The sequence below is a fragment of the Streptomyces sp. NPDC004126 genome, assembly GCF_050275515.1.
Lineage (GTDB): Bacteria > Actinomycetota > Actinomycetes > Streptomycetales > Streptomycetaceae > Streptomyces.
On sequence record NZ_JBNNPF010000004.1, the window covers coordinates 130,782 to 150,885 of the forward strand.

Consider the following 20,104-nt stretch of genomic DNA (forward strand, 5'->3'; position numbering starts at 1 on the left):
CGGCTCCCTACGACATGGCGGCTCGGCCGACCGCGCCCGCCGCGGTCCGGGCGGCAGGAGACGCCGCCAGGTACTCGACCGCCTTGAGCAGCGAGCCCTCCTGCGAGGGATGGTACGACCGCGGGCAGGAGCCGGGTATGGCCGTGCCGCGCATGCCGTCGCACGGCATCACAGCCGGGGCTCCAGCCGTGCTATCCGGCGCAGGGCGTTCGGCGCGAAGCGGGACATCCACAGGGCGGCCTTGGACTCGGGCGTCACCGGGACCACGGCCCGGTTCTTCACCACGGCCAGCAGGATCGCGTCCGCCACCTTCTCCGGGGGGAAGTTGCGCAGCCCGTACAGCCGCGAGGAGCGCTCCTGGCGGCGCTTCTCCTCGGCCGAGTCCACCCCGGCGAACCGGGAGGTGGCCGTGATGTTGGTGTTGACGATGCCCGGGCAGATCGCCGAGACCCCGATCGACTTGGACGCCAGCTCAGCGCGCAGGCACTCGCTCAGCATCAGCACCGCGGCCTTCGAGGTGCTGTACGCCGGCAGCGTCCGGGAGGGCAGGTAGGCGGCCGCGGAGGCGGTGTTGACGATGTGGCCGCCCTGACCGCGCTCGGCCATCTGCTTCCCGAAGATCCGGCAGCCGTGGACGACCCCCCACAGGTTGACGTCCAGCACCTTCTTCCAGTCCTCGGAACCGGTCTCCAGGAAGGACCCCGAGAGGCCGATCCCGGCGTTGTTGACGAGTACGTCGACGATCCCGTACTCGGCGGCGACCTTCGCCGCGAGCTTCTCCATCGCCTGCTCGTCACTGACGTCGACGCACTCGCCCCAGGCCTCCGGGGCACCGACGAGCCGCGCCATCTCGGCCGTACGGGCCGCGCCCTCGGCGTCCCGGTCCACCGCCACGACCCGGGCCCCGGCCTCGGCGAACGCGAACGCCGTGGCCCGCCCGATCCCGCTGGCGGCGCCGGTGACCAGTACCAGCTGTCCCCCGAACCGGTCCGCGTACTTGCCCGGAGCGCGCTGCTCCGGCGCCCGCGCGGCAGGCTCCTCGCGGGCCGTGACGAAGTCTGCGATCCACGCCGCCACCTGGTCCGGCCGGGTCCTGGGGATCCAGTGCTTCGCGGGCAGGGTCCGCCGCACCAGTCCCGGCGCCCAGCGCTCCACGTCGTCGTAGAGCCGCTCGGACAGGAAGACGTCCCCGGTCGGGACGATCAGCTGCACCGGCACGTGCGCGTACGCGTCGGAGCGGGGCCGGGCCATCCGGGCCCGCACGTTGTCCCGGTAGAGCCAGGCGCCGTGCGCCGCGTCGGAGGACAGCGAGGCCGTCGGGTACCCGCCGACCGGGATCCCCTCGCTGCGCTCCATGAGCTTGGGCCAGTGCTTGCCGAGCGGGCCGCGCCATGCCAGCTCCGGCAGCACCGGAGTGTGCAGCATCCCCACGTACCAGGACCGGACGCCCTGCCCCAGCACCTGGGCGGCCCGGCGCGGGGAGGGCCGCCTCACCCGCTGCTTGATCCAGTGCCCGAAGTGGTCGAGGGAGGGCCCCGACATGGAGGTGAAGGAGGCGATCCGCCCCTCGGTGCGGGCGACCGTCGCGAACTCCCAGCCCTGCACGGAGCCCCAGTCGTGGCCGACCAGGTGCACCGGGCGGTCCGGGCTGACCGCGTCCGCCACGGCCAGGAAGTCGTCGGTCAGCTTCTCCAGTGTGAAGCCCCCGCGCAGCGGCACCGGAGCCGAGGAGCGCCCGTGGCCGCGCACGTCGTAGAGCACCACGTGGAACCGGTCCGCGAGCCGCTCGGCGACCTCCGACCAGACCTCCTTGCTGTCCGGGTACCCGTGCACCAGCAGCACGGTCGGCCGGCCCGTCTCCCCGAGCTCGACGACGCACAGCTCGATCCCGCCGGTGCTCACCCGGCGCTCGCGCGCGCCCTGCAGACCCGTCCCGCTCATCCCGCTCATGCCGCCTTCTCCTCAGCCCAGCGCCGCACGTGCGGCAGGTCGTCGTCCAGCCAGAACGCGCTCTCCTCGGGGTCCCGGGAGTCGGTGACGACCAGGATCTCCTCGAACTTCGCGCCGGTGCCCCGGAAGCCCAGGTGCGGCTCCACCGCCCACAGACCGGGCTGCGGCGGATGGTCGGAGAAGTGGTACGGACTCCACAGCGGGGACCAGCCCTCCCGGTGCCCGTGCAGGGCGTCGGAGGCCAGCCCCTTGAGGGACTGGGTGCCGAAGCCGAACGCGGTCGGGGACCAGCGGCGCTCCTTGACCCGGTCTATCTTGTGCGCGATGACGCCGAAGGGGTAGGCCCGGTGCCGGTTGGCGTACCCCTGGCGGGTCATCAGCCGCTCGACGTTCTCGTAGATCTCCCGCAGCGGCCGGCGCTCGCGCACCTGCTCCAGGATCAGCTCCCGGTGCGGCCGGAGGTCCGACATCAGCCGGTCCTGCACCGGATTGAGCCCGAGGCTGCCGGAGTAGCCGATGTCGGCCGCGTAGCCCCGGTACACCGGCGCCATGTCGAGGATGAACGGCATCCCCGGCTCCAGGCGCCGCGAGGTCGGGAAGAACTGGAGGGGGATCTTGAAGTTCGCGAACGCGGTACGGTCCCCGAACCACGCGAAGGGCAGGTGGAACCAGTCCCGCACCCCGCGCTCGCGCAGCCAGTCGCGCTGCATCCGCGCCGCCTCGCGCTCGGTCACTCCCGGGCGCAGCTGCGCCGCCACGGTCTCCGCGCACTCGTACGCGAGCCGCTGGACCTCGCTGAAGCCGCGCAGCCCGGCGGAAAGCTGCCCGGAGTCGTGCGCGGTGCGCTGCTTGGTGTCCCCAGTCATGCCGGCCGTCCGTCCCTGTCGCCCAACGCTCCCGAAACCTGCCACTGATGAATGTGACAATGGGCGGAGATCACGTCAAGGCCCCTGCACGGACCTGTGGACAAACTTCGGCGGCATCAGCCTTCCGTCAGGGTCCGTAGTCCTCAAGGCGGATACACGATCCCGCTCCAGGTCTGACGATCCGCGGCCCCCTCGGCACTAACGTCGAAGCCGTGACTGTCATCGCGACCGAAAGCCTGAGCAAGCGGTACCCCCGAGTGACCGCCCTCGACCGGCTCTCCCTGGACATCGGGCCCGGCGTGACCGGCCTCGTGGGCGCCAACGGAGCCGGCAAGTCCACGCTGATCAAGATCCTGCTCGGACTGTCCCCCGCCACCGAGGGCCGCGCCGCCGTGCTCGGACTGGACGTCGCCACGCATGGCAGCGCCATCCGCGAACGGGTCGGCTACATGCCCGAACACGACGCCCTTCCGCCCGACGTCTCGGCCACCGAGTTCGTCGTCCACATGGCGCGCATGTCCGGCCTCCCGCCGACCGCCGCCCGCGAGCGCACCGCCGACACCCTGCGCCACGTCGGACTGTACGAGGAGCGCTACCGCCCCATCGGCGGCTACTCCACCGGCATGAAGCAGCGGGTCAAGCTCGCCCAGGCGCTGGTCCACGACCCGCAGCTGGTCCTCCTCGACGAGCCGACCAACGGCCTCGACCCGGTCGGCCGCGACGAGATGCTCGGCCTGATCCGCCGCGTCTACACCGACTTCGGCATCTCGGTCCTGGTCACCTCCCACCTCCTCGGAGAGCTGGAACGGACCTGCGACCACGTGGTCGTCGTCGACGGCGGCAAGCTGCTGCGCTCCAGCTCCACCAGCGACTTCACCCAGACCACGACCACCCTCGCGGTCGAGGTCACCGATTCCGACGCGTACCCGGACGGCACCACCGCGCTGCGCAAGGCGCTCACCGAGGCGGGCGTCACCCTGCACGCGGGCGAGGAGCAGGGCCTGCCCGGCGCCGGCCACATCCTCCTCGTCGAGGCCACGGGCGAGGAGACGTACGACACCGTCCGCGACACCGTCGCCGGCCTCGGTCTCGGCCTGGTCCGCATGGAGCAGCGCCGCCACCACATCGCCGAGGTCTTCCGCGACAGCGACCGATCCTCGTCCCCCGCCCACCCGAAGGGAGCCGGCCCCGATGGCGCCTGAGACCTCGACCCAGATCCACAACATCGGCTACCGGTCCTACGACGGCCCCCGGCTCGGCCGCGGCTACGCCCGTACCTCGCTGTTCTCGCAGTCCCTGCGCGGCGCGTACGGGCTCGGCCGCTCTGCCAAGTCCAAGGTGCTGCCGATGATCCTCTTCGCGGTGATGTGCATCCCCGCGCTGATCATCGTCGCGGTGGCCATCGCCGTCCCCGGCTCCAGCGACCTGCCGATCAAGTACACGACGTACGCCCTGACCACGCAGGTGGTCATCGGTCTCTACCTCGCTTCGCAGGCGCCCCAGTCGGTCTCGCGCGACCTTCGCTTCAAGACGGTGCCGCTGTACTTCTCGCGGCCCATCGAGCGGGTCGACTACGTGCTGGCCAAGTACGCCGCCATGGCCTCGGCCCTCTTCATCCTCACCGCCACCCCGCTGCTGATCATGTGGATCGGCTCGCTGCTGGCCAAATTCGACTTCGGTCACCAGACCAAGGGATTCGGGCAGGGACTGGTGTCGGTACTGCTGCTGTCGCTCCTCTTCGCCGGCCTCGGCCTCGTCATGGCCGCACTCACCCCGCGCCGCGGCTTCGGCGTGGCCGCCGTCATCGCCCTGCTGCTCATCCCCTACGGAGCCGTCTCCACCCTCCAGGCCGTTGCCTACTCCACCGGGAACACCGGGGCCATCGAGTGGATGGGCCTGTTCTCCCCGATCTCGCTGATCGACGGGGTGCAGACCGCCTTCCTCGGCGCCACCTCCGCCTTCCCGGGCGGCGAGGGCCCCTCCGCCGCCACCGGAGTGGTGTACCTGCTCGTCGTACTCGGCCTCATCGCCGGCTCCTACGCCGCCCTGATGGCCCGCTACCGGAAGGCCGGGCTGTGACCATCATCGACATCGACCACACCTCCCGCTGGTTCGGGAACGTCGTCGCCGTCAACGACGTGACCATGCGCATCGGGCCCGGCGTCACCGGACTCCTCGGCCCCAACGGCGCCGGCAAGTCCACCCTCATCAACATGATGGGCGGCTTCCTGGCCCCCTCCACGGGCACCGTCACCCTCGACGGCGCGCCGATCTGGCGCAACGAGCAGGTCTACAAGCAGATCGGTGTCGTGCCCGAGCGCGAGGCGATGTACGACTTCCTCACCGGCCGGGAGTTCGTCGTCGCCAATGCCGAGCTCCACGGGCTCGACGACGCGGCGGCCCAGCGGGCGCTCGCCACGGTCGAGATGGAGTACGCCCAGGACCGCAAGATCGCCACGTACTCCAAGGGCATGCGCCAGCGCGTGAAGATGGCCTCCGCCCTGGTCCACGAGCCGTCCGTGCTCCTGCTCGACGAGCCGTTCAACGGCATGGACCCGCGCCAGCGCATGCAGCTCATGGACCTGCTGCGGCGGATGGGCGACGAGGGCCGCACCGTCCTGTTCTCCTCCCACATCCTGGAGGAGGTCGAACAGCTCGCCTCCCACATCGAGGTGGTCGTCGCCGGTCGGCACGCCGCATCCGGTGACTTCCGCAAGATCCGCCGCCTGATGACGGACCGCCCGCACCGCTACCTGGTCCGCTCCTCCGACGACCGGGCCCTCGCCGCGGCCCTGATCGCCGACCCTTCCACGGCAGGCATCGAGGTCGACCTCCAGGAAGGCGCGCTGCGCATCCAGGCCGTCGACTTCGGGCGCTTCACCGAACTGCTGCCGCGCGTCGCCCGTGACCACGGCATCCGGCTGCTGACGGTCTCCCCCTCCGACGAGTCCCTCGAGTCGGTCTTCTCCTACCTCGTCGCGGCCTGAAGGAGCTGGCACCCATGTACAACCCCACCGTCGCCCGGCTCACCTACCGGGCACTGCTCGGCAGGCGCCGCGCGCTGATCCTCTTCGCGCTCCCCGCTCTGCTGATCGTCATCGCCCTCGCCGTCCGCTTCTTCACCGGTGTGGACGACAAGGTGGCGGCCGACCTCCTCGGCGGCTTCGCCCTCGCGACGATGGTCCCGCTGATCGGCGTCATCGCCGGCACCGGCGCCATCGGCCCCGAGATCGACGACGGCTCGATCGTCTACCTGCTCTCCAAGCCGGTGAAGCGCCCGACGATCATCATGACCAAGCTGATCGTCGCGATCGCGGTCACGATGGCCTTCTCCGCGATCCCCACCCTGATCGCGGGCTTCATCCTCAACGGCAACGGCCAGCAGATCGCCGTCGCCTACACCGTGGCCGCCCTCGTCGCCTCGATCGCCTACAGCGCCCTGTTCCTGCTGCTGGGCACCGTCAGTCGGCACGCGGTCGTCTTCGGCCTGGTCTACGCCCTCATCTGGGAGTCCCTCTTCGGCAGCCTGGTCTCGGGAGCCAAGACGCTCAGCGTCCAGCAGTGGTCCCTGGCCCTGGCCGAGAAGGTCGCCGGACAGGGGTACGTCGACGCCGGCGTCGGCCTGCCCACCGCGGTGGTCCTGCTCCTCGCGGTCACCGTCGGCGCCACCGTGTACGCGGGCCAGAAGCTGCGCCGCCTCACCCTCGCCGGCGAGGAGTAGGACTCCGGCGGCAGCGTCCACGACCGTGCCCCGCCCGGCCCACCGGCCAGGCGGGGCACAGTTTTGCGGGGCATCATCGGTGCATGATCCAGCATCCCGAGCCTGAGCCGTCCAGGCCCTTGCGGTCCTGGATACGCTCCTCGCCCGGCACTCACATATGGCTGCTGATCGTCGCCGTCACCAGCCTCGTCGTCGCGATCTCCCCGGACCGGCTCGACCACGTGCTGCTCCACCGGAACAGCAGCAACATCCACCAGCTGGTCAAGTACCCCGTCCGGGCACTGCTCAGCAGCGCCTTCTGGATCGAGAACCCGGCCTCGCTCGCCCTGTACGCCGTGCTCTTCGAGTTCTTCCACGCCCCCGTGGAACGCTGGCTCGGCACCCTGCGCTGGCTCCTGATCGTCGCGACCGCCCATGTCGTCGCCACCCTCCTGAGCCAGAAGGTGCTCCTGATGGCCATCCAGGACAACCGTGCGCCGCACAGCATGACCCACGTCGTCGACATCGGCGTCAGCTACGGGCTGGCGGCCTCCATCGGAGTGCTGACCTACCGGCTCCCGAACCCCTGGAGATGGTTCTACCTCCTCGGCGTGGTCGCCTTCTTCGGACTGCCGCTGCTCACCGGGGGAACCTTCACCGACCTCGGCCACGCCACCTCGCTGGCCGTGGGGCTCCTCGCCTGGCCGCTCACCCTGCACCGCGATCCGCACGGGCACGGGCGGACGCCCGATGTTTCACGTGAAACACGCGTCTGACCCTGTTGTTTCACGTGAAACACGAACCAGGCTCCAGCCGGTCTACTCGGGGCCGACCACTCCGTGCTCCCAGGCCCACGCGGCGATCCCCACCCGGTTCCGGGCCCCCAGCTTGGCCTGCACGTTCGCGATGTGCGTCTTCGCGGTACCGGCGCTGATGAACAGCTCCGCGCCGATCTCGGCGTTCGTGTACCCGCGCGCCACCAGCCGGACGATCTCCAGCTCGCGCCCCGTCAGCACCTGCCCGGGCGCCACGGGAGCCGCCGCGGTCCCGGTCCCCGACAGCCGGCTCAGCAGCCGTACGGTGATCTGAGGGCTGATCAGGGTGTCCCCGGCCATCGCCGCCCGCACCCCTTCGATCAGCAGTGTCGGGCCCGACCTCTTCAGCAGGAAGCCGCAGGCTCCGTTGCGCAGCGCGGTGTGGACGTAGTCGTCCTGGTCGAAAGTGGTCACCACCACGACCCGGGTCTGCGGGGACAGCAGCCGGGTCACCTCCAGGCCGTCCAGGCGCGGCATGCGGATGTCGGCGAGCACCACGTCGGGGCGCAGCCGCCGGGCCAGCTCCACGGCGATCTCCCCGTCGGCTGCCTCCCCCACCACGGTCATGTCCGGCTGGGAGTCGAGGATCAGCCGGAACCCGCTGCGGATGTCCTCTTGGTCGTCGGCTATCAGGATGCTGGTGGTCACGCTGCCATGATCACCCCAGAAGGGGGCCGACCGGCGGGAAGACCGCCGAAACCCTCCAGCCCCCGGCCTCGTCGGGCCCCGCTCCGAAGGTGCCGTCCGCCGCCTCCACCCGCTCCCGTAGGCCCGCCAGCCCCGTCCCGCCACCGCGCCCGCGGCCGAGGAGGCCCCGGGGCCCGCGCGGTGGCGCGGTGTTCGCCACGCTCACTTCTATCCCCGCAGGGGCCTGGCGGACGCTCACCCGTACCGAGCCCGCTCCGGGCGCGTGGCGCCGTACGTTCGTCAGCGCCTCCACCGCGACGCGGTACGCCGTGGTGTCCGCCTCGCGCGACAGAGCGGCCAGGGCCTGCTCCTCGGCCTCCAGTACCCCGCCCTCGAAACGGGCCACCAGTTCCGGTAGTTCGGCGAGCCCCGGCGCCTGGGCGGCGGGGCCGCCGCCCGCGGCGCGCAGCGCGTGCACCGTCCGGTCCATCGAGGCCAGTGCGTTCAGGCCGGCCGCCTCGATGCGCTCCAGGGCGACGACCGCCTGACGGGGGTCGCTCCCGGCGACGAACCGGGCCGCCTGGGCCTGCACCACGATGGCGCTCACGTCATGCGCGACGAAGTCGTGCAGATCGCGGGCCAGTTCGAGCTGCTGGCCGCGCCGGGCGTCCCGTACGGCCCGCCGTGTCCTGTCCTCCTGCCGGCGCAGGTGGCCGCCGAGGGCCAGTGCGGCGAGAGCCGGCGCCGACCAGAACGCCGCCGCCCCGCTGCACTCCAGCCACGACGCCCCGTCCGCCCACAGCAGCGGCACCGGCCAGAGCGAGACCGCAGCGGTACCCAGGGCGCCGGCCACCGCCCCGGGCCGCACCGGTGACCACCGGGCCGCGAGCGAGAGAAGGGGCAGCAGCAGTGCCACCCCCGCCAGGGTCCACACCCCGGGCACCCGGGCGAGGCTCCCGCCCAGGGACAGCGCGGAGCCGCAGGCCAGGGCCGGGGCGTACAGGGCACGCGGATTCCAGGTCATGCCGCCGACCCTACGAGCAGTGGCCGAGCCGTTCCATCCGCCGTTCGGCAGAGGAGGACCCGGCTCCCGGCCGCCCGTACCTGCTGATCGGCCGATGGCCGCGCGGACCGGGCCGGACCAGGCTTGGAGCACCACCAACCGCCTCCTGAAACGGACTTGAGTCATGGCCCTCACCACCCCCGCCACGGTCGCCGCCTCCGCCGTCTCCGCCGTCGCCGTAGTCGCCGGTGTCTCCCGCCCGGTCCGCTGGGCCGCGAAGGCCGCGGCCCTGACCCTGCTTCCGAGCGGGCTGTGGCGCGTACTGATCGCGGTCGGGATCCCCGTCGGCTGGAAGGCGGGCGACGCGCTGCACGCGGACAACTTCCCGGGCGTCGGATCGCTCTACCTCATCGCGCTCAGCACCCTCGCCGAATGCCTGGGCCTGCTCACCCTGGGCCTCGTGCAGCGGTGGGGCGAAGAGGTGCCGCGCTGGATCCCCCGGCTGGGAGGCCGCCGCATCCCGCCGCTGGTCGCGGTGGTTCCCGCGGCCCTCGGCGCCGCCGCCGTGACCGCGGTCACGGTGGTCTCCGCGTTCGCGTGGAACGCCAACTTCACCGCGAGTCCCACCGCGCCCAGCGGGGCCGCGTACTGGTTCATGACCCTCTGCTACGCCCCCCTGCTGCTGTGGGGGCCGCTCCTGGCCTTCGTGACGGCGGCCTACTGGCGGCGCCGCGGGCTCCGCGGCTGACCGGCGGAAATTCGCTGGTACCGCCCGTGAGGCCGGGGCACAGTGAGTGGTGCGGGGAGCAACAAAAGGTCCGGGACGGCCACTTCGAGCGCGCCTCACGGCGCGGGCCGTCCCGGACCTCTCGTGCGTCCGGTCCCGGGACGCTGCTGCGTCCCGATGCTCTACATGGCGCCGAGCAGGCGCTCCAGGACGACCGCGATGCCGTCCTCCTGGTTGGAGGTCGTCACCTCGTCGGCCACCGCCTTCAGCTCCGCGTGGGCGTTGGCCATGGCGACGCCGTGCGCGGCCCACCCGAACATGGGGATGTCGTTGGGCATGTCGCCGAAGGCGATCGTCTCCGCGGCCTTGACCTTCAGCCGGCGCGCGGCGAGTGACAGGCCGGTGGCCTTGCTCAGGCCCAGCGGAAGGATCTCCACTATGCCGGGGCCCGCCATCACGATGTCGACCAGGTTGCCGACGAGCTCCCGGGCGACCTTGACGAGCTCGTCCTCGCCCATCCCCGGGTGCTGGATGTAGAGCTTGTTCAGCGGGGCGGTCCAGACCTGGGCGGTGTCCTCCAGGTAGAGGGCCGGCAGGCCCTCCTGCACCTGGTAGCCGGGGCCGAAGAGGACCTCCCCGTCCACCCCGTCACGGCTGGCGGCGAGCGCCAGCGGACCCACCTCGGCCTCCATCTTCGACAGGGCCAGGCCGGCGAGCTGCCGGTCCAGCGTCACCGAGGTCAGCAGCCGGTGCGCTCCCGCGTCGTAGACCTGGGCGCCCTGCCCGCACACCGCGATCCCCCGGTAGCCGAGGTCGTCCAGCACGTGCCGGGTCCAGGGCACGGCACGGCCGGTGACGACGATGTGCGCAGCGCCCGCCGCGGTGACCGCGGCGAGGGCTTCACGGGTGCGCTCCGAGACGGTGTCGTCGGCACGCAGCAGCGTGCCGTCGAGGTCCGTCGCGACGAGCTTGTACGGGAACGGAGCGGGGCTCACTTGGCGATCGGCTCCAGGACCTCGCGGCCGCCCAGGTAGGGGCGGAGCACCGGGGGGACCCGCACGGAGCCGTCGGCCTGCTGGTGGTTCTCCAGGATCGCGACGATGGTGCGCGGGACGGCGCACAGGGTGCCGTTCAGCGTGGAGAGCGGAGCGGTCTTCTTGCCGTCGCGGTAGCGGATCGCCAGGCGGCGGGCCTGGAAGCCGTCACAGTTCGAGGCGGAGGTCAGCTCGCGGTACTTGCCCTGGGTCGGGATCCAGGCCTCGCAGTCGAACTTGCGGGAGGCGGAGGCGCCCAGGTCGCCGGTCGCGACATCGATGACCTGGAACGGCAGCTCCAGGCTGGTCAGCCACTGCTTCTCCCACTCCAGGAGCCGCTTGTGCTCGGCCTCGGCGTCCTCCGGCGCGACGTACGAGAACATCTCGACCTTGTCGAACTGGTGGACGCGGAAGATGCCGCGGGTGTCCTTGCCGTACGTACCGGCCTCGCGGCGGAAGCACGGGGAGAAGCCGGCGTACCGCAGGGGCAGCTTCTCGGCGTCGATGATCTCGTCCATGTGGTACGCGGCGAGCGGGACCTCGGAGGTGCCGACCAGGTAGTAGTCGTCCTTCTCCAGGTGGTACACGTTCTCCGCGGCCTGGCCGAGGAAGCCGGTGCCCTCCATGGCGCGCGGGCGTACCAGCGCGGGGGTCAGCATCGGGATGAAGCCGGCCTCGGTGGCCTGGGCGATCGCCGCGTTCACCAGGGCGAGCTCCAGCAGGGCGCCGACACCGGTGAGGTAGTAGAACCGCGAGCCGGACACCTTCGCGCCGCGCTCCATGTCGATGGCACCCAGCGACTCGCCGAGCTCCAGGTGGTCCTTGGGCGCGAAGCCTTCGGCACCGAAGTCGCGGATCGTCCCGTGCGTCTCCAGGACGGTGAAGTCCTCCTCGCCGCCGACGGGCACGTCCTCGTGGACGATGTTGCCGAGCTTGAGCAGGAGCTGCTTGGCAGCCTCGTCCGCCTCGTTCTGCTCGGCCTCGGCGGCCTTGACGTCCTGCTTGAGCTGCTCGGCCTTGGTCAGCAGCTCGGCCCGCTCCTCCGGGGAGGCCTTGGGGATGAGCTTGCCGAGCGACTTCTGCTCGTTGCGCAGTTCGTCGAAGCGCATGCCGGAAGACCTGCGGCGCTCGTCGGCGGAGAGGAGTGCGTCGACGAGCTCGACGTCCTCTCCACGGGCGCGCTGCGAGGCGCGGACACGGTCAGGGTCTTCACGGAGCAGCCGGAGGTCAATCACCCCTCCAGGCTACCGGGCTGGGCTTCCCGGGCTCACACCGATATCACGCTGCGTGTCGCTATGTCCCAATTCGGGCGAATGGAATTGGCTGGGTCCCGGCTTGTCCCGTGCGTGCCGGGCGGCTGGATCCAGCCACCGGGGAGCAGCTCGATAAAATCGGCCCCTTTCTCCGAAAAGGGGCACAACGGCGATCGTCGCGCGGGGCCTGAGCAGGGCCGGAGGGCGGGAGGGGGGCGACCCTTGTCCACAGGAATTCCCGCCGGGCCGGTCTTATCCACAGGCTGTGCGCCGGATCTGTGGACATCGAATTAGATCAATAGGCGTCCGCGACCGGTCCGGGCCGATCAGGGTTCAAACCGCCCCCACACACTCATTCGGGTGGGAATGGCTCGCTCCAAAGAGTTGATCGGCGATACGGGGGTGACGCCGTTCACCTACCGCTCCCCAGCACGAAACCTGGGCCACCCGACCGATATGTCGACCTTGCCGTGCCGCTCTGTCGACTTGTCCCCAGGTCTCCACCCCGGCCTGTGGATAACTCTGTGGACAGTGGACGGAGGACTACGCCCGGCCGTCGAGGCAGCGCGCCAGCCAGTCGGAGGCCTCGGTGAAGTCGCCGTCGGAGGTTCCCGGCCGCGCGGCCCGCACTTCACTCAGCGCGACACCGGCTCGCGGATAGGAGCCGAGGAAGCGCACCTGGGGACAGGTCCGCTTCAGGCCCATCAGCGCCTCGCTGACCCGGCGGTCGGAGATGTGTCCCTCCGCGTCGACGGCGAAGCAGTAGTTGCCGATGCCCTCGCCGGTCGGGCGGGACTGGATCAGCATCAGGTTCACCCCGCGGACGGCGAACTCCTGGAGCAGCTCCAGCAGCGCGCCGGGGTGGTCGTCGCCGAGCCACAGCACGACGGAGGTCTTGTCGGCGCCGGTGGGGGCGGCCGGCCGGGCGGGCCGCCCGACGAGCACGAAACGGGTCTCGGCGTTCTGGGCGTCGTGGATCTCGGTGACCAGCGCCTCCAGCCCGTACGTGGTGGCGGCGAACTCACCCGCGAAGGCCGCGTCGAAGCGGCCCTCCTGCACCAGCCGGGCACCGTCGGCGTTGGAGGCCGCCGACTCCCACACCGCGTCGGGCAGGTGCGTCCGCAGCCAGTTGCGCACCTGCGGCTGGGCGACGGGATGGCCGGTGACCGTCTTGATGTCCGACAGTTTGGTACCGGGCCGCACCAGCAGCGCGAACGCGATCGGCAGCAGCACCTCGCGGTAGATCATCAGCGGCTCGCCGGAGGCCAGCTCGTCAAGCGTGGCGGTGACCCCGCCCTCCACCGAGTTCTCGATCGGCACCAGCGCCGCCGCGGCCTCGCCGTTGCGCACGGCGTCCAGGGCGGCCGGGACCGACACCATCGGGACGAGCTCCCGGGTGGCTGCTTCCGGCAGAGTGCGCAGGGCGGCTTCGGTGAAAGTGCCCTCGGGACCGAGATACGTGAAGCGGGTGGCCGACATGCGGTCAGCCTAATGCCGGGTCACCCGCCGGGGCGGCGCTGTTCACCCTTCGAGCAGGCGCTGCCCGACGTACTCCCCGTCGCCCGGTCCGGGCGGGACCGCGTACAGCCCGCTGGACTCGTGGCGGATGAACTCCGACAGGGCGTCACCCCGGTCGAGCTTGCGCTGGACCGGGACGAACCCGCGCAGCGGGTCGGCCTGCCAGCAGATGAACAGCAGACCGGCGTCCGGAGTGCCGTCGGGGCCGATGCCGTCGTGGTACGAGAAGGGCCGCCGGAGCATGGCGGCGCCGCCGTTCTGCGCCGGCGCCGAGATGCGCGCGTGGGCGTTGGACGGGATGACCGGCTTGCCGTCGGGGCCGAGCTTGTCCAGGGCCATCGCGGTCTTCTCGTCGCCGCCGGTCAGCGGCGCGCCCGTGGCCTTGTTCCGGCCGATGACCTGCTCCTGCTGGGCGAGGGACTGCTTGTCCCAGTCGTCGAGCAGCATCCGGATCCGGCGGACGACGGCGTACGAGCCCCCGGCCATCCAGGCGTGCTCGGCCGGTCCGGGGCCCGCGCCCGGCACGAAGATCCGCTTGTCGAAGTCGGGGTCCTTGGGCCGGGGGTTCGCGGTGCCGTCCACCTGGCCCATCAGGTTCCGGGCCGTCATGGGCGAGGCCGTCGCCCCGGGGGACCGGTTGAAGCCGTTCATCTGCCAGCGCACCCGGGCGGCCTCCCCGGCGTCCTTCTGTACGGCGCGCAGGGCGTGGAAGGCCACCAGCGCGTCGTCGGCACCGATCTGGACCCACAGGTCGCCGTTGCTGCGCTGGGGGTCGAGCCGGTCCGAGGAGAAGTCGGGCAGCGGGTCGAGGGCCGCCGGGCGCCGGGCGGTGAGGCCGGTGCGGTCGAAGAAGGAGTGGCCGAAGCCGAAGGTGAGGGTGAGGGAGGACGGGCCCGCGTCCAGGGCGATGCCGCTGTCCGCGGTCGGCGCCGTCTCGCCCGCCATGAGCCGCCGGGCGGTGTCGGACCAGCGGCGCAGCAGCGCGGCGGCCTCCTTGCGCCCCGCGCCCGGCGCCAGGTCGAAGGCGAGGACGTGTCCCTTGGCCTGGAGCGGGTCGGTGATTCCGGCCTGGCGCTCGCCGTGGAAGGCGACCCGGGTGGCGCCGAGGGAGGCGAGGGACCCGGCGGCTCCGGGGGAGCCGGCCGGGGAGTCCGAGAGCGCTGACTGCACGAGCGCGCCGCCCGTGGCGCCGAGTGCGAGCCCCGTGGCGCCCGCGGCGCCGACGGTGCCCAGCAGTCGGCGCCGGGAGATCTCGATGTCGGGGGTGCTACCGGTGCTGTCGGTCACGCTGTTCAGCCGATCTTCACGTTCTTCTGGACGGTCGTCTGGTCGATGTCGGAGGTGCGTACGGTCACGTCGATGCGCCATTCGCCCGCGAGCGGCAGCTGGACCCCGGACGCGGTCCAGTGTCCGGCCGCGGCACGGTCGGGGGCGAGCGGCAGCGGGCCGATCTCCTTGGCGGGCAGGGTGAAGGAGATCTTGACCTCGGGGAGGTCGAGGGGCTTGCCGTCGGGGCCGTCCGCCCACAGGTGGAGGGTGTTGGCGCCGACCCGGCCGGGGTCGAGCTCCAGCCGTACGTTGCCCTTGCCGTTCTGGCCGCCGGTGTCGAAGGGCAGGGTGATCTTGACGGGGCGGTTGGGTACCGCGGGGGCGGACGCTCCGCCGCGGCCGACTTCCTTCTCCACCGCGCGCCCGGGTTCGGTGCTGGTCAGGACGGTGGTGACGGCCAGGAGCACGACGGCCACGCCGGCCTCGGCGAGCACCGAGCGGCGCAGGCCGGCACGGCCCGGATCGGAATCGCGGACGCGGGTCTCACGGGCCTTCTCACGGGCCGCGCGCTGCCGGGCGAGCTGGGCGGCCCGCTTCGGGTCGGCGGCCGCGGCTTCGCTTTCGTCGGCGGCCCCGGTGTTCTCGTCGGCTCCGGCGGCATCGCCCGAGGCGCTCCCGGCCGATGTTTCACGTGAAACATCGGCTCCCGCGAGCACCTTCTCCGGCTCTTCGGCCCGGACCTCCCCGAGCCGGGCGGTCCACTTCCGGGAGAGGTAGGCGATGCCGACGAGGACGGCGACGAGCGCGATCTTGATGAGCAGCAGCCGGCCGTAGCTGGTGCCGGTGAGGGCGGACCAGCTGCCGACCTGGCGCCAGGACTGGTAGACGCCGGTGACGGCGAGGACCAGGACGCTGATGAAGGCGACCCGGGAGAAGCGCCGGACGGCTTCCCGCTCGATGTCCGGCACCTTGCGCAGGGCGACCAGCAGCGCGGTGAGCCCGCCGAGCCAGGCGGCCACGGCCAGCAGGTGCAGGATGTCGGCCGGCATCGCGATCGCGGGCTGGATGCCGGTGGAGGCGTGTTCGGCAAGGGCCCAGGTGGCGGCGATGCCGCCCGCCACGACCGTGCCGCCGACGCCGAGCCCGAAGGCGAGGTCGCTCGTCTCCTTCTTCTCCTCGGCGCGGTCCTCGGCCTCCTCGGCCCCCGTCGCGTCCCCGGTCCCGGCCCCCGTCGCGTCCGCGGCGGCGGCCTTCTGCCGGCGGGCGTAAGCGCCGAAGAGCACGGCGATGAACAGCGCGGCCGCGCCGAGCAGCAGCAGCCGGGAGAGGAAGGCGGCACCGGTCTTGGTGTCCAGGACGGCCTTGAGGCCGTCGAGGTCGAAGGCGTCGGCGAACTTCCCCGAGCCGGTGTACGGGGTGCGCAGCACCAGCATCGCCAGGGTGGCGGCGGTGAGGGTCACCCAGCCGCTCACCACCAGCTTCTGCAGCGGGCGCTCAGCGGCGCCCCGGCGCCAGCACAGCAGGATGAAGGCGGCGCCGCCGACGAGGACGGTGAACCCGGCGTAGGCGGCGTAGCGGGCGATGCCGTACGCGATGCCGACGGGGCCGCCGCCCACCTTCTGGTCGGGCAGGGTGACGCTGGTCGCCGACGGGGCGCCGACGGAGAAGGTGAAGGCGCCGGAGATCGGGTGGCTGTCCGCGGAGACGGCCTGCCAGGCGACGGTGTACGTGCCGTTGGGCAGGCCCGGGTGCAGGGCGGTGCCGTAGCGGACGGTCGATCCGCTGCACATGTCCCTCAGCTCGCCGGTGTCGACGCGCTTGCCCTGCGGGTCCATGACGCGGATGGAGTCGTCGCCCAGGGCGACCTGCTCCGAGAAGGAGAGGGTGACCTGGGCGGGCGCCGTGGCGACCACCGCCCCGTCCTGGGGGTCGCTCGCCGTGAGTGCCGCGTGCGCCGTGGCCGGGGCGGCCGCGGTGAACAGGGTGGCCAGCAGGGCTGCGATGACCAGCGCGAGGCGGGGCAGGAGTGCCGTGGCGCGGACGCGGGCCGAAGGAGGAGCGGGGGCGATGGCCGTCATGGCGTGTCAGTTCCTCGGTCCGTCAGTGGGCGGTGGAGTTCTGTGCGTTGTACGTCCGTTCCTTGACGTCCAGCTCGACCTTGACCGGGTCGGCCTTCTCGAAACGCAGCTCGATGGTGATCTTGTCACCGACCTTCGGCTGGTTCTTGAGCCCCATGAACATGATGTGGTTGCCGCCGCGCTGCAGCCGGAGCTCTCCACCTGCGGGCACGTCCATCGACTGGACCTGCTGCATCTTCTGGTCCTTGGTCTCGTGGATCTGGAGATCGTCCGAGAGCGGGCTGGTGACGGAGACCAATTTGTCGGCGGTCTTCGAGTCGTTCTTGATGACCATGAAAGCGCCGGCCATCTTGTCGTTGACCGGTTCGGGCATGTACGCCCCGCTGACCGTCAGGACGGGCTTGCCGGTCTCCGGGGCACCGGAGGCCTTCGTGTCGGCGGCGGCCTTCGTGTCGGCCGACGAGCCGGACGTGGAGTCCGAGTCCGAGGAGGAGCAGCCGGATATGGCGAGCGCTGCCGTCAGGGAGAGGGCGGCGGCGATGGTGCGGATGGTGCGGGCGTTCACGGGTTCTCTCCCTTGATGATCTTCGGCAGGTCCTTGGTGTAGTCGTCGACGGTCGTGCCCTCGCCGTAGAGGACGTAGCCCTCGTCGGTCTTGGGCGAGAACGCGATGACCTGGGCCCCGTGCATGGAGACGACGCTGCCGTCGGCTTCCTTCTTGGGGGCCTCGATACCGATGCCGAGAGATCGGGCTGCGGCCTGGATGGTGGCGAAGTCCCCGGTCAGTCCGGTGAAGGACGGGTCCTGGGCCCTCAGCCACGCGCCGAGGGAGTCGGGGGTGTCCCGCTCCGGATCAGTGGTGACGAAGACGACCTGGAGCTTGTCCTGGTCGGCCTTCGGGAGTGCCTTCTTGGCGACGGCGATGTTGCTCATCGTCAGGGGGCACACGTCGGGGCAGTTGGTGTAGCCGAAGTAGATGAGCGTCGGCCGGCCCTTGGTCTGCTCGCGCAGGTTCCACGGCTTGCCGGTGGTGTCCGTGAGGACGAGCTCCGGCTTGTCGAAGGGGCGGTCGAGTACGGTCGCGGATCCGGCCTTCTTCTGACCGGTGATCTGCGTGACCGAACCGGTGGTCTTGGCCGTCTCACTGCCACAGGCAGTGAGGGCGAGCGCGGTCGCCACCGCGAGGGCGGCGACCGTCACACGTGTGGTGCGCATGAGGAAATGTCCCTGGGAATCGGGGATGGTGCGGATGTCGTGCGTACGACGGTGGAGCGGCGGGCCGGGGGCCCGCCCCCTCAGTTGGCGGCGCGGCGGCGCGAGGTGATGCCGAAGGCGACGCCGGCGAGACCGACGACGATGCCCACGATGCCGAGCGTGCGGGCGGTCGTGTCGGAGGCGCTCTTGGCGGCCTCGTCGTGCCCGCCCTTCTCCTCGCCCTTGTCGTTCTTGTCGCCGCTCTTGGCCCCGTCGGCGGCCGGCTTGGCGGCGGCGCCGTGGTCGTCCGCGCCCTTGGCGGCGGTCAGCTTCAGCACGGGCGCCGGGGTCTGCGGCTCCGGGGCGCCTTCCTTGGGCTCTTCGATCCAGCGGACGACCTCGTTGTTGTCGTACGTCTGGATCGCCTTGAAGACCATCTTGTCGGCGCTCTCGGGGAGCTTGCCGACGGAGACCGGGAACTGCTGGAACTTGCCGGGCTCGATCTTGCCGCCGGTCCAGGTCACCTTGGTGACGACCTCGTTGATCTGCTTGCCGTGCACGGTCAGCGGCTTGTCGAGCTTGGTCTTCTCGACGGTGGACGTCCAGCCGGGGAGCTCCTGCGGCATGACGGACGTGAGCGGCTGGTCGGCCGGGAAGTTGACCTCGACCTGGGTGGTCGAGGCGTTGTCCCGCTCGTTGGGGACCTTGAAGTTGATCGTCGCGTAGCCGCCCTTGGCGGCCTCACCGGCCGGCTGCACGCTGACGTGCGCGAAGGCGGTGCCGGACAGGGCGAGGACGGTGCCGGCGGCGAGGGCGGCGGCGAAGGAGACGCGAGAGGTCTTCACGGCAGGAACACTCCATGGAAGCAGTGGTGACGTCGGCTCCGCACGCGGGCGCGCGCGGAGGTCGCGGCACCGGTGCTCCCGCCGGGTGTTCCGGGGAGTGGGGTGCCGCGTCAGGCTGCGAGGACGAGTGCTGCCGTCGGCGGCCCGCGCCGGACCACGGTGTGCTGCAGGGCGTCCCGGCCCGTCGAGACGGCGGGCGCGGCGGCGCTCCGGCGGGCCCGGGGGCCGCGCGCGGGGGCGCCGGGGAGCCCGGCCGCGAGGGCGCGTACGAAGGCCAGCGCGGCGCGCAGCGGACGTACGGGGTCGGCTTCGGCGGAGAGCCGGGACAGTTCGACGAGCCGGAACAGCGCGGCGTCGCCCCGGGCCAGCAGCCAGCCGGCGGCGAGCGCGGCCAGCAGGTGGCCGATCAGCATGGCCGGGCTGAACAGACCGGTCGCCGGTGCCGCGGCGCCCCCCGCCAGGTGGGCGTGGGCCATGTGGCCCTGAGCGGCGGCCTGCGCGGCCACGGCGGCCGGGTCCAGTCCGGCGGCCTCCAGGATCTGCCGGGCGTCGGCCGCGCTCAGCGGCACAGAGTTGCCCCCGCAGACCAGCTGGGCGGCGAGCGCCGCCAGCGAGGTGTCGGTGCCGCCGGCCGGTGCCTGGGCGGCCGCGGCGCCGTGCTGGCCGAGGCCGAACAGCGTGTGCAGCCCGAGCTGGCCGACGGCCAGTCCGGCGGCGATGCCGGGCAGCGGGCGCCGGCGTCCCGCGAGGGGGGCGGCGACCGCGAAGACGGCGACGAAGGCCAGGGCCAGGGCCCACCACGGCACGGTCGCGCAGGAGGCCACCGCGTGGCCGGCCGCGGACAGCACGACGCAGACCGCGGTGAACACCGCGGCCCGGGTCATCCGGAGGCCTGCTCCGGCGCGTGTCGTGTGGGATCCAGTCATGGCCGGGCAATCATCGCACTGGGCCCGGGCCCTGCCTACGGCAGGTGCTGGAGGGACCCTTGGGTTCCGGTCGCCGGCCGGCGTCGCGTCCGTACCGGGTCAGCCCGCCGTCAGCTCCGCACCCGGTGCCGACCGCCGCCTGACGGCGCCCCGACGGGCCCGTGCCGAGGCCCCGGCCAGGGGCGGAGCGCCGGGTCCGGCCTGGGTGGCCGGCGGCACCGCGGCCCCCGCATACACCGCGGCCCGGGACATGCACATCGGCCGAATGAGGGCCGTGCCGGCCGCCGGGGGCTTACGGC

Annotated in this window: 20 protein-coding genes; 6 read left to right on the plus strand and 14 right to left on the minus strand. The window is 71.9% G+C overall.

Annotated elements, in window-relative coordinates; translation table 11 throughout:
- Window positions 1-7: 7 nt before the first annotated feature.
- From ACQKM2_RS05870 to ACQKM2_RS05880, 3 genes are read right to left on the minus strand one after another with little or no spacing between them, the layout of a single operon-like run.
- Window positions 8-154 carry a hypothetical protein gene (locus ACQKM2_RS05870; RefSeq protein ID WP_427707191.1) on the minus strand — a complete coding sequence of 49 codons (147 nt, stop codon included), beginning with the start codon at window positions 152-154 and terminating at the stop codon, window positions 8-10.
- Window positions 155-168: 14 nt separating this feature from the next.
- Window positions 169-1,941: an SDR family oxidoreductase gene (locus tag ACQKM2_RS05875; RefSeq protein WP_427707186.1), complete on the minus strand. Its 1,773-nt coding sequence runs from the start codon at window positions 1,939-1,941 to the stop codon at window positions 169-171.
- 5 nt (window positions 1,942-1,946) lie between these two features.
- On the minus strand, window positions 1,947-2,816 hold the full coding sequence (locus tag ACQKM2_RS05880) for a M24 family metallopeptidase (RefSeq protein ID WP_427707001.1): 870 nt from the start codon (window positions 2,814-2,816) through the stop codon (window positions 1,947-1,949).
- Window positions 2,817-3,028: 212 nt separating this feature from the next.
- Here ACQKM2_RS05880 and ACQKM2_RS05885 point away from each other — a divergent pair, with 212 nt between their 5' ends.
- The 5 genes from ACQKM2_RS05885 to ACQKM2_RS05905 all read left to right on the plus strand — a co-directional run bounded on the left by ACQKM2_RS05885 (window position 3,029) and on the right by ACQKM2_RS05905 (window position 7,292).
- Window positions 3,029-4,018: an ABC transporter ATP-binding protein gene (locus tag ACQKM2_RS05885; protein ID WP_427707003.1), complete on the plus strand. Its 990-nt coding sequence runs from the start codon at window positions 3,029-3,031 to the stop codon at window positions 4,016-4,018.
- On the plus strand, window positions 4,008-4,895 hold the full coding sequence (locus ACQKM2_RS05890) for an ABC transporter permease (protein WP_427707005.1): 888 nt from the start codon (window positions 4,008-4,010) through the stop codon (window positions 4,893-4,895). The genes ACQKM2_RS05885 and ACQKM2_RS05890 overlap by 11 nt, the downstream gene beginning before the upstream one ends.
- On the plus strand, window positions 4,892-5,803 hold the full coding sequence (locus ACQKM2_RS05895; protein WP_386271475.1) for an ABC transporter ATP-binding protein: 912 nt from the start codon (window positions 4,892-4,894) through the stop codon (window positions 5,801-5,803). The genes ACQKM2_RS05890 and ACQKM2_RS05895 overlap by 4 nt, the downstream gene beginning before the upstream one ends.
- 14 nt (window positions 5,804-5,817) lie before the next feature.
- On the plus strand, window positions 5,818-6,537 hold the full coding sequence (locus ACQKM2_RS05900) for an ABC transporter permease (RefSeq protein WP_427707007.1): 720 nt from the start codon (window positions 5,818-5,820) through the stop codon (window positions 6,535-6,537).
- Window positions 6,538-6,620: 83 nt separating this feature from the next.
- Window positions 6,621-7,292: a rhomboid-like protein gene (locus ACQKM2_RS05905; protein WP_427707009.1), complete on the plus strand. Its 672-nt coding sequence runs from the start codon at window positions 6,621-6,623 to the stop codon at window positions 7,290-7,292.
- A gap of 42 nt (window positions 7,293-7,334) precedes the next feature.
- Here ACQKM2_RS05905 and ACQKM2_RS05910 read toward each other — a convergent pair whose 3' ends face one another.
- Complete coding sequence (locus ACQKM2_RS05910) at window positions 7,335-7,979, minus strand: response regulator (RefSeq protein WP_427707011.1); 645 nt, start codon at window positions 7,977-7,979, stop codon at window positions 7,335-7,337.
- Window positions 7,980-7,989: 10 nt separating this feature from the next.
- A complete protein-coding gene (locus tag ACQKM2_RS05915) occupies window positions 7,990-8,982 on the minus strand; it encodes a sensor histidine kinase (protein WP_427707013.1) in 993 nt (330 codons plus the stop codon).
- Window positions 8,983-9,145: 163 nt separating this feature from the next.
- Here ACQKM2_RS05915 and ACQKM2_RS05920 point away from each other — a divergent pair, with 163 nt between their 5' ends.
- A complete protein-coding gene (locus ACQKM2_RS05920; RefSeq protein ID WP_427707015.1) occupies window positions 9,146-9,709 on the plus strand; it encodes a hypothetical protein in 564 nt (187 codons plus the stop codon).
- A gap of 161 nt (window positions 9,710-9,870) precedes the next feature.
- Here the strand turns inward: ACQKM2_RS05920 and ACQKM2_RS05925 are convergent, their stop codons facing one another.
- The 9 genes from ACQKM2_RS05925 to ACQKM2_RS05965 form a co-directional block, all read right to left on the minus strand.
- A complete protein-coding gene (locus ACQKM2_RS05925; protein ID WP_427707017.1) occupies window positions 9,871-10,683 on the minus strand; it encodes an HAD family hydrolase in 813 nt (270 codons plus the stop codon).
- Window positions 10,680-11,957: a serine--tRNA ligase gene (gene serS, locus ACQKM2_RS05930; RefSeq protein WP_427707019.1), complete on the minus strand. Its 1,278-nt coding sequence runs from the start codon at window positions 11,955-11,957 to the stop codon at window positions 10,680-10,682. The genes ACQKM2_RS05925 and serS overlap by 4 nt, the downstream gene beginning before the upstream one ends.
- 561 nt (window positions 11,958-12,518) lie before the next feature.
- Complete coding sequence (gene pheA, locus ACQKM2_RS05935; protein WP_427707022.1) at window positions 12,519-13,454, minus strand: prephenate dehydratase; 936 nt, start codon at window positions 13,452-13,454, stop codon at window positions 12,519-12,521.
- A gap of 42 nt (window positions 13,455-13,496) precedes the next feature.
- Window positions 13,497-14,780: an iron uptake transporter deferrochelatase/peroxidase subunit gene (gene efeB / locus ACQKM2_RS05940; RefSeq protein WP_427707024.1), complete on the minus strand. Its 1,284-nt coding sequence runs from the start codon at window positions 14,778-14,780 to the stop codon at window positions 13,497-13,499.
- A gap of 5 nt (window positions 14,781-14,785) precedes the next feature.
- The gene (locus ACQKM2_RS05945) at window positions 14,786-16,840 is read right to left on the minus strand and encodes a copper resistance protein CopC (RefSeq protein ID WP_427707026.1); all 2,055 of its coding nucleotides are present in this window, start codon (window positions 16,838-16,840) and stop codon (window positions 14,786-14,788) included.
- A gap of 22 nt (window positions 16,841-16,862) precedes the next feature.
- A complete protein-coding gene (locus ACQKM2_RS05950) occupies window positions 16,863-17,405 on the minus strand; it encodes a copper chaperone PCu(A)C (protein WP_427707029.1) in 543 nt (180 codons plus the stop codon).
- The gene (locus ACQKM2_RS05955) at window positions 17,402-18,055 is read right to left on the minus strand and encodes an SCO family protein (RefSeq protein WP_427707031.1); all 654 of its coding nucleotides are present in this window, start codon (window positions 18,053-18,055) and stop codon (window positions 17,402-17,404) included. The genes ACQKM2_RS05950 and ACQKM2_RS05955 overlap by 4 nt, the downstream gene beginning before the upstream one ends.
- An 80-nt stretch (window positions 18,056-18,135) precedes the next feature.
- Window positions 18,136-18,879 carry a YcnI family protein gene (locus ACQKM2_RS05960; protein WP_427707033.1) on the minus strand — a complete coding sequence of 248 codons (744 nt, stop codon included), beginning with the start codon at window positions 18,877-18,879 and terminating at the stop codon, window positions 18,136-18,138.
- Between the two features lie 110 nt (window positions 18,880-18,989).
- Window positions 18,990-19,805 carry a hypothetical protein gene (locus ACQKM2_RS05965; protein ID WP_427707035.1) on the minus strand — a complete coding sequence of 272 codons (816 nt, stop codon included), beginning with the start codon at window positions 19,803-19,805 and terminating at the stop codon, window positions 18,990-18,992.
- Between the last annotated feature and the right edge of the window lie 299 nt (window positions 19,806-20,104).

Bases quoted from the DNA above. Each gene is read 5' to 3' on its own strand.
- ACQKM2_RS05870 (WP_427707191.1), bottom strand. From the start codon at position 154: ATGCGCGGCACGGCCATACCCGGCTCCTGCCCGCGGTCGTACCATCCC.
- ACQKM2_RS05875 (WP_427707186.1), bottom strand. From the start codon at position 1,941: ATGAGCGGGACGGGTCTGCAGGGCGCGCGCGAGCGCCGGGTGAGCACC.
- ACQKM2_RS05880 (WP_427707001.1), bottom strand. From the start codon at position 2,816: ATGACTGGGGACACCAAGCAGCGCACCGCGCACGACTCCGGGCAGCTT.
- ACQKM2_RS05890 (WP_427707005.1), top strand. From the start codon at position 4,008: ATGGCGCCTGAGACCTCGACCCAGATCCACAACATCGGCTACCGGTCC.
- ACQKM2_RS05900 (WP_427707007.1), top strand. From the start codon at position 5,818: ATGTACAACCCCACCGTCGCCCGGCTCACCTACCGGGCACTGCTCGGC.
- ACQKM2_RS05905 (WP_427707009.1), top strand. From the start codon at position 6,621: ATGATCCAGCATCCCGAGCCTGAGCCGTCCAGGCCCTTGCGGTCCTGG.
- ACQKM2_RS05915 (WP_427707013.1), bottom strand. From the start codon at position 8,982: ATGACCTGGAATCCGCGTGCCCTGTACGCCCCGGCCCTGGCCTGCGGC.
- ACQKM2_RS05920 (WP_427707015.1), top strand. From the start codon at position 9,146: ATGGCCCTCACCACCCCCGCCACGGTCGCCGCCTCCGCCGTCTCCGCC.
- pheA (WP_427707022.1), bottom strand. From the start codon at position 13,454: ATGTCGGCCACCCGCTTCACGTATCTCGGTCCCGAGGGCACTTTCACC.
- ACQKM2_RS05945 (WP_427707026.1), bottom strand. From the start codon at position 16,840: ATGACGGCCATCGCCCCCGCTCCTCCTTCGGCCCGCGTCCGCGCCACG.
- ACQKM2_RS05955 (WP_427707031.1), bottom strand. From the start codon at position 18,055: ATGCGCACCACACGTGTGACGGTCGCCGCCCTCGCGGTGGCGACCGCG.
- ACQKM2_RS05965 (WP_427707035.1), bottom strand. From the start codon at position 19,805: ATGACTGGATCCCACACGACACGCGCCGGAGCAGGCCTCCGGATGACC.